Origin of the sequence: Leptolyngbya sp. NK1-12 (genome assembly GCF_032598965.1) — a bacterium.
Taxonomy (GTDB): domain Bacteria; phylum Cyanobacteriota; class Cyanobacteriia; order Elainellales; family Elainellaceae; genus Elainella.
Window position 1 is genome coordinate 3,634,353 of record NZ_CP053586.1, and the last position, 14,708, is coordinate 3,649,060.

At 51.4% G+C, this 14,708-nt stretch carries 13 protein-coding genes; 4 read left to right on the forward strand and 9 right to left on the reverse strand.

The window, feature by feature from the left end:
* Window positions 1-11: 11 nt before the first annotated feature.
* The 3 genes from HJG54_RS15275 to HJG54_RS15285 all read right to left on the reverse strand — a co-directional run bounded on the left by HJG54_RS15275 (window position 12) and on the right by HJG54_RS15285 (window position 2,672).
* Entirely contained in the window at window positions 12-479 is a 468-nt protein-coding gene (locus HJG54_RS15275; RefSeq protein WP_316429690.1) for a rhodanese-like domain-containing protein, read from the reverse strand.
* 225 nt (window positions 480-704) lie between these two features.
* The gene (locus tag HJG54_RS15280; RefSeq protein ID WP_316429691.1) at window positions 705-1,226 is read right to left on the reverse strand and encodes a type IV pilin-like G/H family protein; all 522 of its coding nucleotides are present in this window, start codon (window positions 1,224-1,226) and stop codon (window positions 705-707) included.
* A gap of 102 nt (window positions 1,227-1,328) precedes the next feature.
* Window positions 1,329-2,672, reverse strand: coding sequence for a class I SAM-dependent methyltransferase (locus HJG54_RS15285; protein ID WP_316429692.1), 1,344 nt, complete (start codon window positions 2,670-2,672; stop codon window positions 1,329-1,331).
* Between the two features lie 234 nt (window positions 2,673-2,906).
* Between HJG54_RS15285 and HJG54_RS15290 the strand changes: the two genes are divergently transcribed.
* On the forward strand, window positions 2,907-4,187 hold the full coding sequence (locus tag HJG54_RS15290; protein WP_316429694.1) for a pitrilysin family protein: 1,281 nt from the start codon (window positions 2,907-2,909) through the stop codon (window positions 4,185-4,187).
* A 597-nt stretch (window positions 4,188-4,784) separates the two neighbouring features.
* A complete protein-coding gene (locus HJG54_RS15295; protein WP_316429696.1) occupies window positions 4,785-6,086 on the forward strand; it encodes a M16 family metallopeptidase in 1,302 nt (433 codons plus the stop codon).
* Window positions 6,087-6,184: 98 nt separating this feature from the next.
* Here HJG54_RS15295 and HJG54_RS15300 read toward each other — a convergent pair whose 3' ends face one another.
* Window positions 6,185-7,675 carry an alpha-amylase gene (locus HJG54_RS15300; RefSeq protein WP_316429698.1) on the reverse strand — a complete coding sequence of 497 codons (1,491 nt, stop codon included), beginning with the start codon at window positions 7,673-7,675 and terminating at the stop codon, window positions 6,185-6,187.
* A 298-nt stretch (window positions 7,676-7,973) separates the two neighbouring features.
* On the opposite strand from HJG54_RS15300, the gene HJG54_RS15305 reads away from it, so the two are divergent.
* Window positions 7,974-8,930: a hypothetical protein gene (locus HJG54_RS15305; RefSeq protein WP_316429699.1), complete on the forward strand. Its 957-nt coding sequence runs from the start codon at window positions 7,974-7,976 to the stop codon at window positions 8,928-8,930.
* 418 nt (window positions 8,931-9,348) lie between these two features.
* A complete protein-coding gene (locus HJG54_RS15310; RefSeq protein WP_316429700.1) occupies window positions 9,349-9,945 on the forward strand; it encodes an HD domain-containing protein in 597 nt (198 codons plus the stop codon).
* A 43-nt stretch (window positions 9,946-9,988) separates the two neighbouring features.
* On the opposite strand, the gene HJG54_RS15315 is transcribed toward HJG54_RS15310, so the two are convergent.
* The 5 genes from HJG54_RS15315 to HJG54_RS15335 all read right to left on the reverse strand — a co-directional run bounded on the left by HJG54_RS15315 (window position 9,989) and on the right by HJG54_RS15335 (window position 14,637).
* Window positions 9,989-11,224, reverse strand: coding sequence for an LL-diaminopimelate aminotransferase (locus HJG54_RS15315; protein ID WP_316429702.1), 1,236 nt, complete (start codon window positions 11,222-11,224; stop codon window positions 9,989-9,991).
* Between the two features lie 73 nt (window positions 11,225-11,297).
* Window positions 11,298-12,149 carry a metal ABC transporter permease gene (locus HJG54_RS15320; protein ID WP_316429704.1) on the reverse strand — a complete coding sequence of 284 codons (852 nt, stop codon included), beginning with the start codon at window positions 12,147-12,149 and terminating at the stop codon, window positions 11,298-11,300.
* A complete protein-coding gene (locus HJG54_RS15325) occupies window positions 12,149-13,039 on the reverse strand; it encodes a metal ABC transporter ATP-binding protein (RefSeq protein WP_316429706.1) in 891 nt (296 codons plus the stop codon). The genes HJG54_RS15320 and HJG54_RS15325 overlap by 1 nt, the downstream gene beginning before the upstream one ends.
* Window position 13,040: 1 nt before the next feature.
* On the reverse strand, window positions 13,041-14,078 hold the full coding sequence (locus HJG54_RS15330) for a metal ABC transporter substrate-binding protein (RefSeq protein WP_316429707.1): 1,038 nt from the start codon (window positions 14,076-14,078) through the stop codon (window positions 13,041-13,043).
* Window positions 14,079-14,214: 136 nt separating this feature from the next.
* Entirely contained in the window at window positions 14,215-14,637 is a 423-nt protein-coding gene (locus tag HJG54_RS15335) for a VOC family protein (protein ID WP_316429708.1), read from the reverse strand.
* Window positions 14,638-14,708 lie beyond the last annotated feature (71 nt).

The following is a 14,708-nucleotide window of genomic DNA, read 5'->3' on the forward strand; positions in this document are numbered from 1 at the left end:
GAGTAACGCAATCAACTACTGCAACTCATGCAGTGTAATTCCGGCTTCAGCAGCATTCCCCAGCGGGCGTTATAGGGATGCACCTGCTGCACAACTTCTCCATCGCGATACACCGGATAGCCCGCATTTGCCCAGGCAAAAATCGAGCCGTCCAGGTTCCACACCGGACGGTAGCCCATCTGCTGCAGTTGGTCTGCGACTTTGGCCGAGCGATAGCCCACCGAACAGTAGGTGACAATCGGCGTGTCCTGCAACCATCCCCGGCTGGGCAATTCCCCCAGGTTCTCTGGAGCTAGAATCGCGTTAGGCAAGTGGCTGATACCGTACTCTTCTGGGGTTCGGGTATCGAGGAGGAGCGGCTGGGGCGATTGCTGTAACCAGTTAGCCAATTCAGCGATCGAGATCTGCTGCACTTGGGGGAACTGAGCCGAGATCAGGGCTTTAACTGCTCTCCAGCTAATGGTTTGGAGTAATCCCATCCTTGCTGCTCCTAGCTTGGCATTGAATTGAGCGAACGAGCCAGCGGAACGATTAACCAAGCATGGACCTCAGACCACAGCTCAGGATTTCGAGATAGGAATTCATACCTGGGAAACAAGGTTTCATTACTGAATTCTATCAAAGCAAAAGACTATCAGATGCCTATTGCTGATCTGATAGCCTCGATTGAAGTAAATCTAGGTATTGCCGTCACAAGCCCAAATCTATTTGGGGCAGTTGGTTACAGAAGTTACGGCAGCAACGTTGGGGTAGTTCCCATCGCCCTTGGGATTGACACAGAGAATCGCAATGGTTGTGGAATTACCAGCGGAGTCTTTGCTTGTAAACACCCGACCAGCAACCCCTTTCAGCGTATTACCTTTGGTAGTGTTAGGATCACCAATTGCTTCAGCAGAAGCATTCGCGCCAGTGGTCACGGTACCTACTTTGTAGTCATAAAATTCGGTGTTTTTGGGAATACCCAACTCAAGCTGCTCGGTGGTGGTGGCGAACTGGCCCTTTTCTAGGAAGTAAGCTTGCTGACCCCGGTTCATCGAACCCACATAGGTAGTTGCTTCAGACTGACGGGCTTTGTTGGCTTGGTTGAGGAAAGAAGGCAGAGCAATAGCAGCCAGAATACCAATGATGATGATAACAACCAGCAGCTCAATCAGAGTAAAACCTTCGTTTTCTTTTTTCTTGCTGAGCAGGTGCTGCAGAAACTTGGCTTTTAGTTCGGATTTCATAGGTGGAAATGTCTCCTTGAGTTGCGGGATACTGATTTCTAACTCCTGGGTATAACTTGCCCATCTTGGTTTCGTTTCATATCACCAGGGAAGAAATTTTTTCTAACGGCGTTCTAGCAGCACATACAGGAATGCATCCAAGCGATTCAGTAACTCTCTCACAGCTTGAAATGCCGTTGTAGCGGTGGTGGGTTCCAGCGTCACCGGGTTGACCGGACGGATCTGGCGATAGCGCTCGACAAGGGCTTGGATCGGTTGGGGACCCTCCCACAGGGGCAGCAGACAAGCCGCCGTGCTGGCTTCTAGCAGCACCGGAGTCAGGGCAGGCAACTTCACGTCACGGCTAATTTCAAACGGCTTGCCAGCTTGAACTGCTTGAATCAACTCAGTTTTTAGCGCAGGGGTTTGCAGTTGGGGATGCAGATGCACCATCGCGCTATGCCAGTCGGCCTCGCTCCATTCGTCAACAGAAGTACCAACTGGGCCTGGATGGGTACACCAGAAATCCATCAGACGGTGAACCGAATGCAACAGCTCAAACACATGCAGCTTGTCCTGAACGGTGGCCTCGGCTAGACTGACACTCCAGAAGAAGGGTAAATTCTCCGGCTCGTTGAATAGTTCTGTGACATCCCAGTGCCGCCAGTTCACCATGCTGACAAACTCCAGGTCGCTAGCAGCAAGCAGGTTGAACAGGTCTGAGACGGTAAACCCCTTGTCGCCAGCCAGCAACTGATTGGCATGAAGCCGCTCCTTGAGATCTTCGGAGTCTACTGGTTTGCCTCTAAAACTCGGTCCCCAAGACTCAAACTTCAGCCGCGTCTCGTCCTTCAGGGCTTCCATTGTTTCGATCACAATCTTCTCGGCTAGTTCGGTTTCTTCATGCATGACGCCCATTAACCGAAATAGAGCTTGGGCTTGAAAGTAGGGAGCACGTTGGTACATATGGTGCAGGTTAGCCCGGAGCAGACCGTCTGGTTTAAGGACGGATTTCATTGCTTTTAACCCTGCTAAGGGATTGGGCAGCAAATACAGCACCTCATCGCAGTTGATGTAGTCAAACTCCAGCCCTAACTGAGGTACTTCTTCAATCGGTAGAGCATGAAATTCAACGTTGGTGAAGCCGTGATATTTCAAACGCTCGCTTGCCAGGTTAATCGACTCCTTAGACAGGTCAATTCCAATAATCCTGGCTCCAGGATTGGCTTTTGCTAGAACTAGCGACTTGAACCCAGTGCCGCATCCCGCATCCAGAATTAATTTATCCTCAGTGTTCGTGACTCGGCGATGGCGTAGATAGTATGGCGTAACCAGGTTGAGGATAAACAGGGCTTCAGGATTTCCATCGGGTGCTGCTTCTAACGGCTTACGCGGGAATGGAGCCTGATCAAACTGACGACGCAATTGTTCTAGCTCCTCGGTGTTCTCGGTGTTCTTGGGGTTCATGGTGAGTCTCCTCAGTCGAATCAATCAGCTTAGAGGGGGATGACAGCGGTTTCAGTGAAGCTTCGTAGTTAGCTTGCCCATTCCCCAGTAGAATCCGAACGATTGGAATAAAAATTGGCTAAATAGTTGGTCAAAGCAACCCTAGAGTTCCGTAGTTTTTACTAAGTCGGTCAAAAGCGTTAACATAATTAGATTAAGTAAATTTGCACTTACTGAAGGTTAAAACGAGGTCGCTTGGTTGCACTTCTAAAGATTCCGTTTGCTGACATCGCCTCCTTTCCGGCAAAGCGCTACAGGCTGGATAACGGCCTTTTGCTGATTCATCAACGAGTCACAGCGGCTCCGGTTGTGACAGTAGATGTGTGGGTCAAAGCAGGGGCCGCGACTGAACCGGAACCCTGGTCGGGGATGGCCCACTTCCTAGAGCACATGATCTTCAAAGGCACAAATCGTCTGCTGCCTGGACAATTTGATCAGATTATTGAGAATCGCGGTGGTGTAACCAATGCCGCGACAAGCCACGACTACGCCCACTTCTTTGTCAGTACGGCTGCGATCGATTTGCCCGATACCCTGCCCCATCTGGCTGACCTACTGCTCCATGCGGCCATTCCCGATGCCGAGTTTGAGCTAGAACGGGATGTGGTATTGGAAGAAATCCGCCAGTCATTTGATGATCCTGATGGCTTGGGCTTTCAGGTGCTGTTGGAAACGCTGTATCAATCTCACCCTTACGGGCGTCCGGTCTTGGGAGATGCGGCCCGATTGGTTGAACGCTCGCCTCAGGAAATGCGCTGGTTCCATTCAGCTCACTATCAGCCAGAAAACATGACGGTCGTGGTCGTGGGGGATGTGGAGTGGGAGACCACACTAGATCTAGTTAGCCGTGCCTTTACCGAGTTTCCTAGCCGCGCCGACTGCCCCCGTCCGGCGGTGAAACCCGAACCACCTCTGACCGGAATTCGCCGCCAAGTGCTGGAGTTGCCCCGGCTGGGGTTAGCTCGCTTGATGCTGGGGTGGGCCACACCGGGCATTGAATCCTTGCGCTCTGCTTACGGGATGGATTTGCTTTCGGCACTGTTGGCGAGTGGACGGACTTCCCGTTTGGTGCGAGAACTGCGGGAAGAGCGATATCTGGTACAAGATATCAGCAGTGGCTTTTCGCTTCAGCGCGATTCTAGTCTGTTTACACTCACAGCCTGGGTCGATCCGGCCCACCTCGATCAGGTGGAGGCGATCATTGGCGATCGATTGTCTGAATTGGCAACGGCCCCGGTGGGTGAGGTGGAATTGAAGCGCTGTCAGCGGCTGTTATGTAATGATTATGCCTTTTCGACAGAAACGGCGAGCCAACTGGCCGGTCTGTATGGCTACTATAGTGTGATTGCCCAGCCTGAACTGGCAGTGGCCTATCCCCAGGTGATCTCGTCTTTCCAACCCGAAGAGTTGCAGCAGCTGGCCAATCAGTATCTCTCACCGTTGCGCTATGCTGCCGTTGTCTTGCAGCCAGCCTGAGCAGCAAGCAGTCTGACCCCGGAGGCAGTGAGACTGAATGGGCTTGCCATATTGGCCTGCAGTAAGTTGCCAATGATTGTTAAGATTAGTTCATGAATTGGGGCCTGAGTTTCTCAACCCCAGTTAGAAGATGTCTGAGAAGTCTTGAAGATGCTCTATTGGCCTCCTTTTCTGAGCTGTCCACAGGGCTGTGATTGCCCAACTGATGGTCCTGGTGGATATTTCAAACAGGAAGCTTCCATTTCCATCCCTCATCATGGGGAGCGGTTTGGGTTATCATTTCCGTCTTTTCACACATCCTTAATTAACTTGGCAGCTAATTCTACATGGTGCGATTTAGCTGAATTCGCTGAGTGAATCAAAACCTGCATCAATCCCCGGATTGATCCCTGGACCAATCCTCGCATCTACCATCTCTGCACCATCCCGTAGGCATCCAACCGTGTATCTGATTGGGCATTTGGCAATTAGGTTTAAATGCAATTGTGTTCAAATACTGTGTACAGATATTGATTTAGCCCTTGAAACTACGCGCTTGCTGCGTCTAAACTTCACCCACTAATTTTATTCAAATCTCAAAACTCATCCCTTTAGCCAATGACCATTCACCAAACGATTGAGCATTCGTTGCAAGATAGAACGATTCACCGTGCAGTATTGCATAACGGCATGGTGGTTTTAGCGGCGGCAAATCCAGCGGCAGATATTGTAGCAGCGCGGTTATATGTGCGGGCAGGTGGCCGCTACGAACCCCTACATCAGGCCGGATTGTCCCATCTGCTGGCATCGGTGATTACCAAAGGCACCGAGCGGCTCTCGTCTCAGCAAATTGCCGAACATGTGGAGTCAGTGGGTGCCAGTCTGGGAGCCGATGCTGCGGCAGATTATTGCCTGATGAGCTTGAAGACAGTTTCTGGCGATTTTGCGGGAATGCTGGAACTGTTGGCCGAACTGGTGCGGTCTCCCTCCTTTCCGGAAGACGAGGTGGAATTAGAGCGTAAGCTGACGCTGCAAGGAATTCGCTCGATGCAGGAACAGCCCTTTGCCGTTGCCAATAGTCAATTGCGACAAGCCCTCTACGGTCAGCATCCTTATGCCATGTCTAGCCTGGGAACTGAGGAAACCGTCGCTCAGATTGACCGAGCCGCGCTCCAACACTATCACCAAACCTATTTTCACCCCGGCAATATGGTGATTAGCATTGTGGGACGGATTGACCCCGACGCTGCAACCGCATTGGTGAGTCGATGCTTTGGCGACTGGCAAGCTCCACAGGTGCCGCTCCCAACATTGAATTTACCGCTTCTGAGCGCGCAGCCCCAACGAGTGATAACCGAGCAAGATACTCAGCAGGCGATTGTGATGTTGGGGTATCTGGCGGCATCGGTGCAGGATGCGGATCACATTGCCCTGAAGCTGCTCAATACCTATTTAGGCAATGGCTTATCGAGCCGGCTGTTTGTGGAACTGCGAGAAAAGCGGGGTTTAGCCTATGATGTGTCGGCATTCTACCCCACTCGGGTGGACACGTCCTACTTTGTCACCTACATCGGCACGGCTCCCGACAATGCGGCAATTGCTCTAGAAGGTCTGTATCACGAGGTGGAGCGCCTCCATAAAACGCTGCTGACCCCGGAGGAACTAGAGGCGGCTAAGAATAAACTGCTGGGTCAGTATGCGCTCGGCAAACAGACAAACGCCCAGATTGCGCAGATTTTCGGCTGGTACGAGATTCTGAATCTCGGCATTGAGTTTGACCAAAAATTTCAGCAAGCAGTGGCGGCGGTCACAGCTGAAGAAATTCAGCAGGCGGTACGGCGTTACTTAAATCAGCCCTATGTGTCAATTGTGGGACCATCAACGGCGATTGAGCTAGCGACAACGGCTGCGGTTGGGTAGGTCCACGGCTGCTTTCATGCATTGCTGCTTGCTGGGCCGAGGTTTGGCTGAAGCCGGTGATATAGCCGAAGTGAGTCGCTGGGGTATGAAGTTGCTTGTCAACCCTCAACACTTCCCTCCAGCCAAACCGATACCGATCCGCCTTTGCAGTGAAACTGGCCCCAGCCATACTCGTTGGTGTAGACCGGCTCCCTGATGTGCTCGGTTAGATCATAAAATTCAGCGTTGGGTTTGCCGACCTCCATCCATTTGCTGCCTCCCCAGCCGTCGCTCATGAGCACAGCCATCGCCTGCGGGTGCTCCTGATTGCCCAGCCGGGTCCAGCCGACTACGCTGGAGTGATCAAAATAGTCGTATTGGTCGCCGTGGGCGTGGTGCTTGCGAGCATAAAGGAATTTGTCGAGCAGCCAGCGATGGGAGTCGAGCCAAATTTCATGCTCTTGCCCATCTCGGCCTTGGTCGCGGTAGTGGGCACCATAGTAATCAGCAGAGAAAATGCAGGGATAGCCCTCTCGGCGTAACAGGATAATGGCATAGGCCAACGGTTTGAACCAAGATTCCACTACGGATTCCATGGCCTGTAGGGGTTGGGAGTCGTGGTTTTCCACAAAGGTGACGGCTAACGCCGGCTGTTGCTGCATCAGGCTACCGTCGAGAATCTTGCTCATGTCGTAGTAGCCTCCAGCTCGGCTGGCTCGGTGAAAGTTATAGTGCAGCGGCACATCAAACACCGCCATCCGCCCTCCAGTTGCGTTGATGTACCAGTGCAGTGTTTCTGTATATTCGGTCCAGTATTCACCCACCATGAATAAAGGCCGCTGGACATGCTGCCGCATCTCATCCAGCCATTGGGCAAAGAACCAAGAGGCAATATGCTTAACGGCATCAAGCCGAAAACCGTTGACCCCGGTAGTGTCGAGATACCATTTTCCCCAGCGGATAATTTCTTGCCGCACGGCTTCGTTATCGTAGTCAAGGTCGCAGCCCAGCAGAAAAGCATAGTTGCCCTTTTCTAAGCTGACAAAGTTATCGAAGCTTTTGCCTTCTAGTAAATAGACAATATCCTGCTGATCGGGTTTGTGATTGTTGTAGTTCACAGCATCAAAATGCTGCCAGTTCCACTCCATCGCCGAATATTTACCCTGCCGTCCGGGAAAGAAAAAGCGGGAATAGATTTCAATTTCTTGAAGTGGGCCGATGGGCTGCATGCGGTTGTCGCGCGAAAAGGGTAAGCCCCGCACTTTTTCGGTGGCGTCGCCGCCATCTTTGTGGTTGAGCACCACATCGGCATACACCTCAATTCCAGCGGACTGCAAAGCTTTAATGGCACTCAGATATTGCTCTCGCGTACCGTACTTGGTCCGCACCGAGCCTTTCTGGTCAAATTCTCCTAAATCAAATAAATCGTAGAGGCCATAGCCCACGTCGAAACTTCCCGCACTTCCTTTGCAGGCCGGCGGCAGCCATACTGCAGTAATTCCAGTTTCGGCCAGTTCTTTGGCTCGGTCCTTGACGGTTTGCCAGTGGGTACCGTCATTGGAACTGTACCAATGAAAATCCTGCATGATGGTGCCGTTAAGGTCTGACATGGCGGCTTCCCTACCTAGTTGAGTACTATTCTTTCCTCACTATAAAACTGTTTAAACCGAACGAATGTAGCTTTTTGCGACGGTCAAGCACCAGTAGTTTTCCTTAAACAGTCTCAGAAGTTAAATCTAAAAAATTGAGTATAAATAATTACTTAATAATATATCTAGTAAGTAATTAAGCGTAGAAAATGTTTCAAAGCTAAAACTCTGTAAAACATTCGTCATCTTGGCTGAAAAGGAACCATCGTGATGGGAATGTTAGTTGGATGACGTATGTTTCTTAACCGAGGCAATCAGGATGAAAACTTCTTTATTGACGGGGCTGCTATCCCTTTCCCTTTCGGTGATTGGAAGCACTGTGCTAGCTTCAATCTCACCTGCACAAGCAGCCTCTCTGAGCTTTGATCAATCAAAATTAAAACTCTTTGATGATTCAACGCCAGTTAATTTCAACATCACCCTAGATGACCTGGATAGTTCAGGTAAGGTTCAATTTAAGGTAGATGTGGCAGAGGGCTTTTTTGCCGACATTCGGGGCATCTTCTTCAATATCAAAGACGAATCTCTGCTAGACGGGTTGACCATTACGGGAGGATCCTACATCACCCAGGTGGTCAAGCAGGCCAACTCAGTCCTGGACTTAGGCGGTGGCGGTAACCTGAACGGTGGCGGCAGTGGTAGCAGTGGCGGCAAAGGCGGTGGTGATAAGGGCGGTAAGGGCGGTGGCAAACCCCAATCGAATTCGGATGGTCAATCGGCTGGCCTAACGTCTGGCGCAAATGGATTTGACGTTGGCATAGAGATTGGCACTCAGGGAACCGGTAAGGACGATATTCGTTCGGCTATTTTTACCATCTCTCACGCCACGCAAAAGTTGAGTCTGAGCGATTTTGCTGAGCAGGGATTTGGTATCCGCATGATGAGTGTGGGCACTAGCGCCAACAACCGAGAAGGCAGCAGCAAATTTACAGGTATTGCCCCATCCATCACCATGCCCAAACCAGCAGAGCCAGAGCCTACACCAGCCGCAGACAATCCCGAGCCTACCCCAGAACAACCCACTCCTCCCATGGCAGACAATCCCGAGCCAGCGCCCCAAGAGCCTGATATCAAGCTTCCCCCGGTTGCCGTCACGCCCCCAGTAGAAAAGCCAGTTGAGGAGCCGGTCGAAGTTCCAGAGCCAAGCACTGCTTTGCTCGCCTTGGGTGGCGTGGCGACATTGAAGTTGCTGAAGCGTAAGCAGGCCAATCAGTAGCCTGATTTGTCAGGTCTAGAGGAAAATTCAGAATCACGGGTGCAAAGGAGCCAGAATTCAGGAATCGACCTACGATTGCCTGTTTCTGGCTCCTAATTGTTTTAGAAGGAGGAAGTATAGCCGTCGCCACGACAGTTAGGACAGAGATATTGTTATGGGCATCTTGCCTACCGCCAGCGAGACGCTTGCACTGCATATCGTTCAGAGCATTAGATTGACTTATAGCTTTTTCCACTCTGGTAAGGTACGAGGGGTGTGGGGGCACGGCTCCTGCACCCCATTTTTTGTACTTCATTAGCCTGGAAAAGGCTGTAGTTCTAGATAAGAGTTCTAGATAAGACATGAACTCTAACTATCACGCTACAACTTCACTACAATCTCGCTACAATGGCGATGGCGTTCACCCAACTCTCTGTTTATGCAGTCTACTCGCCTGACCCAGCAAGTTCAGTTTGTTTTAGAAATTGACCGTCTGAAACAAATTCTGCGGCAAACGCTGCTCACCGATGGTTCCCGACGGGAGAATAGCGCTGAGCATTCTTGGCATATTGCGATCATGGCATTTGTGTTGGCAGAGTACGCACCAACCGGAACAGATCTGCTCAAGGCAATCAAAATGCTGCTGATCCATGACTTGGTCGAAATCGATGCGGGTGATACCTTTTGCTATGACGTGCAGGGGCATTTAGACAAAACCGAACGGGAAAATCAAGCAGCCGAGCGCATTTTTGGCTTACTGCCACCCGATCAGGCCAAGGAATTGCATCAACTCTGGCAAGAATTTGAAGCGCAACAGACTGCCACTGCCAAATTTGCTGCTGCTCTGGATCGCCTCCAACCTGTACTACACAATCAACAAACGCAAGGCGGCACCTGGAGACTACACCAAATTACCCGCGACCAAGTGATGACGCGGATTGCTCCAATCGAAACAGGTGCTCCCCAGATCTGGACATTTATCCAGCAGGTAATCGAGGACTGTGTGGCGGCTGGGTATCTGAGTTGTCCTGGATAGTCAGGGGATGGGAAATCCCCACCCCAGTCGGTAACAAACTCAGCTATAGCTTGAACTTTTCGGTGATCCGGCGCATCGCTTCGTTCACATTTTCGCGACTGTTGAAGGCTGAGATACGAAAATAGCCTTCTCCGGCAGCTCCAAATCCGGCACCGGGCGTGCCCACTACATGCACCGTATGCAGCAGTTTATCAAAGAACTCCCAGCTTGATAGGCCGTTGGGCGTTTTCACCCAAACATAAGGAGCATTGGTGCCGCCATAGACCTGAATCCCTGCCGCGGTTAGCTGTTCGCGAATGATTCTGGCATTTTCCATGTAGAAGTCAATCAACGCCTTGGTTTGGGCTTGACCGGCCTCCGAGTAAACCGCCTCGGCTCCGCGCTGCACGATGTAGGAGACGCCGTTGAATTTGGTGGATTGCCGCCGGTTCCACAGTGACCAGAGCTGGACTTCGGAGCCATCTTTGGCCTTAGCGGTCAGGGTTTTGGGCACCACGGTAAAGGCACAGCGGGTGCCGGTAAATCCAGCATTTTTCGAGAAAGAGCGAAACTCAATCGCGCAATCCCGCGCTCCTTCGATCTCATAGATCGAGTGGGGCAGGCTGGGATCGGTAATAAAGGCTTCGTAGGCGGCATCAAAGAAAATAATCGAACCATTCGCTTGAGCGTAATCAACCCATGCCTTTAGATGTTCTTTTGTAGCCGTTGCGCCGGTGGGATTATTGGGGAAACAGAGATAGATTAAATCCACTCGTTGGCTGGGAATTGCGGCTGTGAAATTATTGTCAGCCGTGATTGGCAGATAGGTTAATCCTGCGTATTCTCCTCGGTCGTTGACTTCGCCGGTATGACCCGCCATCACGTTCGTATCGACATAAACCGGATAAACCGGATCGGTGACGGCAATCGAATTATCATCGCCAAAAATATCGAGAATGTTACCGCAGTCACACTTGGAGCCATCTGAAATAAAAATTTCTGAAGCATCCACATCGCAGCCCCGTGCTTGGAAATCATGGGCGGCAATTTTCTCCCGCAGCCAAGCATACCCCTGCTCTGGACCATAGCCCTTGAAGCTAGCGCGGTCTCCCATTTCTTCTACCGCTTTGATCATGGCACTGCGGCAGGCTTCGGGTAAGGGTTCGGTGACATCGCCAATGCCCAACCGAATGATTTGAGCCTCTGGGTTGGCCTCGGCAAAGGCATTCACCCGACGGGCGATTTCTGGAAACAGGTAGCCAGCCTTGAGTTTGAGATAGTTGTCGTTAACGGTTGCCATACTGGATTGCTGCCAATTAATAGAACATCGGCAAAGAACGCCGTTACCCAGTGTACCGCTAACGACCTAACCATTACGCAATTCTATTTTGCCTCGCCCGTACTAGTAACCCATGCTTGGGGGCAAAAATCATCGCTAGGACAAATAACAGAGTCTGTACCACGACAATACAGCCACCCGTTGCTCCGTCGATGTGATAGCTGATGTAGGTGCCAATCACACTCGAAAAAACGCCTGATAGCATTGCCAGAATCATCATGCGGTCAAACCGATCCGTGAGCAGATAGGCGGTTGCACCCGGCGTTACCAGCATTGCCACGACCAGGATAATCCCGACGGTTTGCAGTCCGGCTACAGCAGTGAGGGAAAGCAGGGAGAGCAGCGTGTAATGCAGTGCACCTGTGTTTAAGCCAATCGAGCGGGCGTGAGTTGGGTCAAAACAAAATAGCAGTAAATCTTTGCGAAACAGAGCGATGGTTACTAGCGTGATAGCGCTGATAATAACAGTCTGAATAATGTCGGCATTAGAAATACCCAGGACATTGCCAAACAGAATATGAGTTAAATCAACGCTACTGGGTGTTTTAGAAACCAGCACCAAACCCAACGCGAAGAAACCCGTGAAGACTAAACCGATGACCGTGTCTTCCTTGATGCGGGTTTGGGCTTTAATAAAGCCGATGGCTATCACCGAACCGACACCAAAGATAAAAGCGCCAATCGCTAAGGGAATTTTCAGAACATAGGCAATGACCACACCGGGCATCACCGCATGGGAAACCGCATCCCCCATCAGCGCCCAGCTTTTTAGCGTCATGTAGCAGGACAGAACCGAACAAACCAGCCCCACCAAGGCACTGACCAAAATCGCCTTGACCATGAATTCATGCTGGAGGGGTGCGGTGAACCAGTGCAGTAGATCCATTAGCGTTCCTCCTGACTGCCTCGCGCTAGGCGGCTTTTTGTGAAGGGCAAATCGGCTAAGCCGCCACCAAAGGTGCGGGAAAGATTCTCCTGGGTAAACACCTCCGAGGTATCGCCATAGGCCAGAATGGTGCGATTGATCAATACCACCTGATCGCAGAAAGTGGTAATCGAAGCTAAATCATGAGTCGAGATCAAAATCGTGTGGCCCTGCTGACGCAGTTCCAGCAGCAGGTCGATCATCGCCTTCTCGGTTTTGACATCAACGCCGGTAAAGGGTTCATCGAGCAGCAAGACTGTTCCCTGTTGAGCCAGAGCGCGAGCAAAGAAGGTGCGTTTCTTCTGACCGCCAGAAAGTTCACCGATCTGCCGGTCTCGCAGTTCCCAGATTTGCAGCTTTTCCAGGCTTTCACGAACTATCTGCTTGTCGCGAGCGCTGGGAATCCGCAGAAAATTCATATAGCCATAGCGGCCCATCATCACGACATCGTAGACGCTGACCGGGAAGTTCCAGTCTACTTCTTCGGCTTGAGGTACATAGGCAACCACGTTCTGTTTCTGGACGCGACGGACCGGCAAGCCATTGATTAACACCCGTCCTGTAACTGGCTTGACGAAGCCCATGATTGCTTTGAATAGCGTCGATTTTCCAGCTCCATTCATACCAACCAAACCGCAGATCGAACCCGCCTTGAGCTGCAAGTTGGCTCCATGCAAAGCCACCTTCCCGTGATAGGCAATCGTCAAATTTTCGACATCAATGCTGGCCGCAGGAGCATGGGCTGCGGATGCCGCCGAGGAGGAATGAGCGGAAGCATGGGCCGGGTAGGAATTGGCTGGTGAGGAATGAACCAGATAGGAATGGGTTGGATAGCGGTTGGCTGAGTGCATATCAACTTCCTTGCAGTCCTTGAATGAGCGTGGTGACGTTATGTTCTAGCAGTTTGAGATAGGTCGGGGCCGTTCCATCAGGCGAGAGCGAATCGACGTAAAACACACCGCCAAATTTAGCCCCCGTTGCTTGAGCTACCTGCTTTTGGGCTTCATTGTTGACCGTACTCTCGCAAAATACCGCCGGGATCTGATTGGTTTTTACTGTGTTGATCACCCGTTCGACTTGCCTGGGAGTTGCCTGCTGCTCGGAATTTACCGCCCAGAGGTAGACCTCCTTGAGGCCATAGTCCCGCGCCAGATAGGAGAATGCCCCCTCACAGCTCACCATATAGCGCTTCTCAGGCGGCACGGCAGCGATGGCGTTGCGCAATTTCTGATCGATAGCTTTGATCTGCTGGCTGTAGGTTTCAGCATTGGCCTGATAGGTTTCGGCATTGGCCGGATCTAGCTCAGTCAGCGCCTTGCGAATATTTTCGACATAGATCAGCGCGTTTTGAGGCGACATCCAGGCATGGGGATTGGGCTTGCCCTGATAGGCATCTTCGCTAATCGCTACCGGCTGCACGCCCTCACTCAAGGTGACTCGCGGCACTCTGGGCAGACTGTTGTAGAAACGATCGGCCCAACGCTCCAAGTTCAAGCCATTATCGAGAATCAGGTCAGCTTGTTGCGCTGTCGCTAAATCGCTGGGAGTCGGCTCATAGCCATGAATTTCAAAGCCCGGTTTAACAATCGATCTCACGACAGCCTTGTCACCAGCCACATTCTGGGCCATGTCGGCAATCACCGTAAAAGTCGTCAGGATCAGTGGCTGCTCGTCTTGCTGTTCGTCTACGGGCTGATTGGCTGCCGTCGCCTCTGCCTCAGACCCTGAATTGGCCTGCGGTTGAGTAGCATTCAGCGTGCATCCACCTGCCCATAGCCCCAGCATCAGCACCAGCGAAACGGACGCATGCTTGCCGAAGCGACGACTGGAATGATTGTGAAGCAAGTTACACCAATCGTTGAGTCGAGTTCCCATCCCAACGCCTTTCATAATCCTTTCATTTTCTACTGTACTACGGACCTGGCAAAAGTGAAAGAAAAATGAAATCGCCGTTCCGCTCTCTGCCAGCTTGGCTTATTCTGGCGTTGGTGCGGCAGAGTTGTAACCCTTCTCAAGGCTCATCTGTTCACAATTCGTATAACTCTAAAGGCAGGCCATCTGGGTCTTGAAAGAACAGAAAGCGCTTGCCGGTCAGTTGATCGAATCGAATTGGCTCTAGTTCGACACCTTTGGCCTGCAAATCGGCAGCCACCGACTCTAAATCATCAACTGCGAAGGCTAGATGGCGTAATCCGCAAGCTTCTGGCCGACTGACTCTAGGCGGCGGATCAGGAAAGGAAAATAATTCAATGGCGGTGTGGTCGTTTATCTGCAAATCCAGCTTGTAGGAGTGGCGCTCGGCCCGGTAAGTCTCGCGGATGATCGGGAAGCCGAGAATCTCTACATAAAATCGCTTTGACGTTTCGTAGTCAGAACAAATAATCGCCACATGATGGATATGGAGCAACACCGTCTCATCCTCACTCAAAGTATTTAGAGTTGCAGTCATCGCCGATCATGACACATTTGTTGCCTGCATCACGGGAGTAAAAGAACTTGTGAATAAATCCTTAAAGTTGC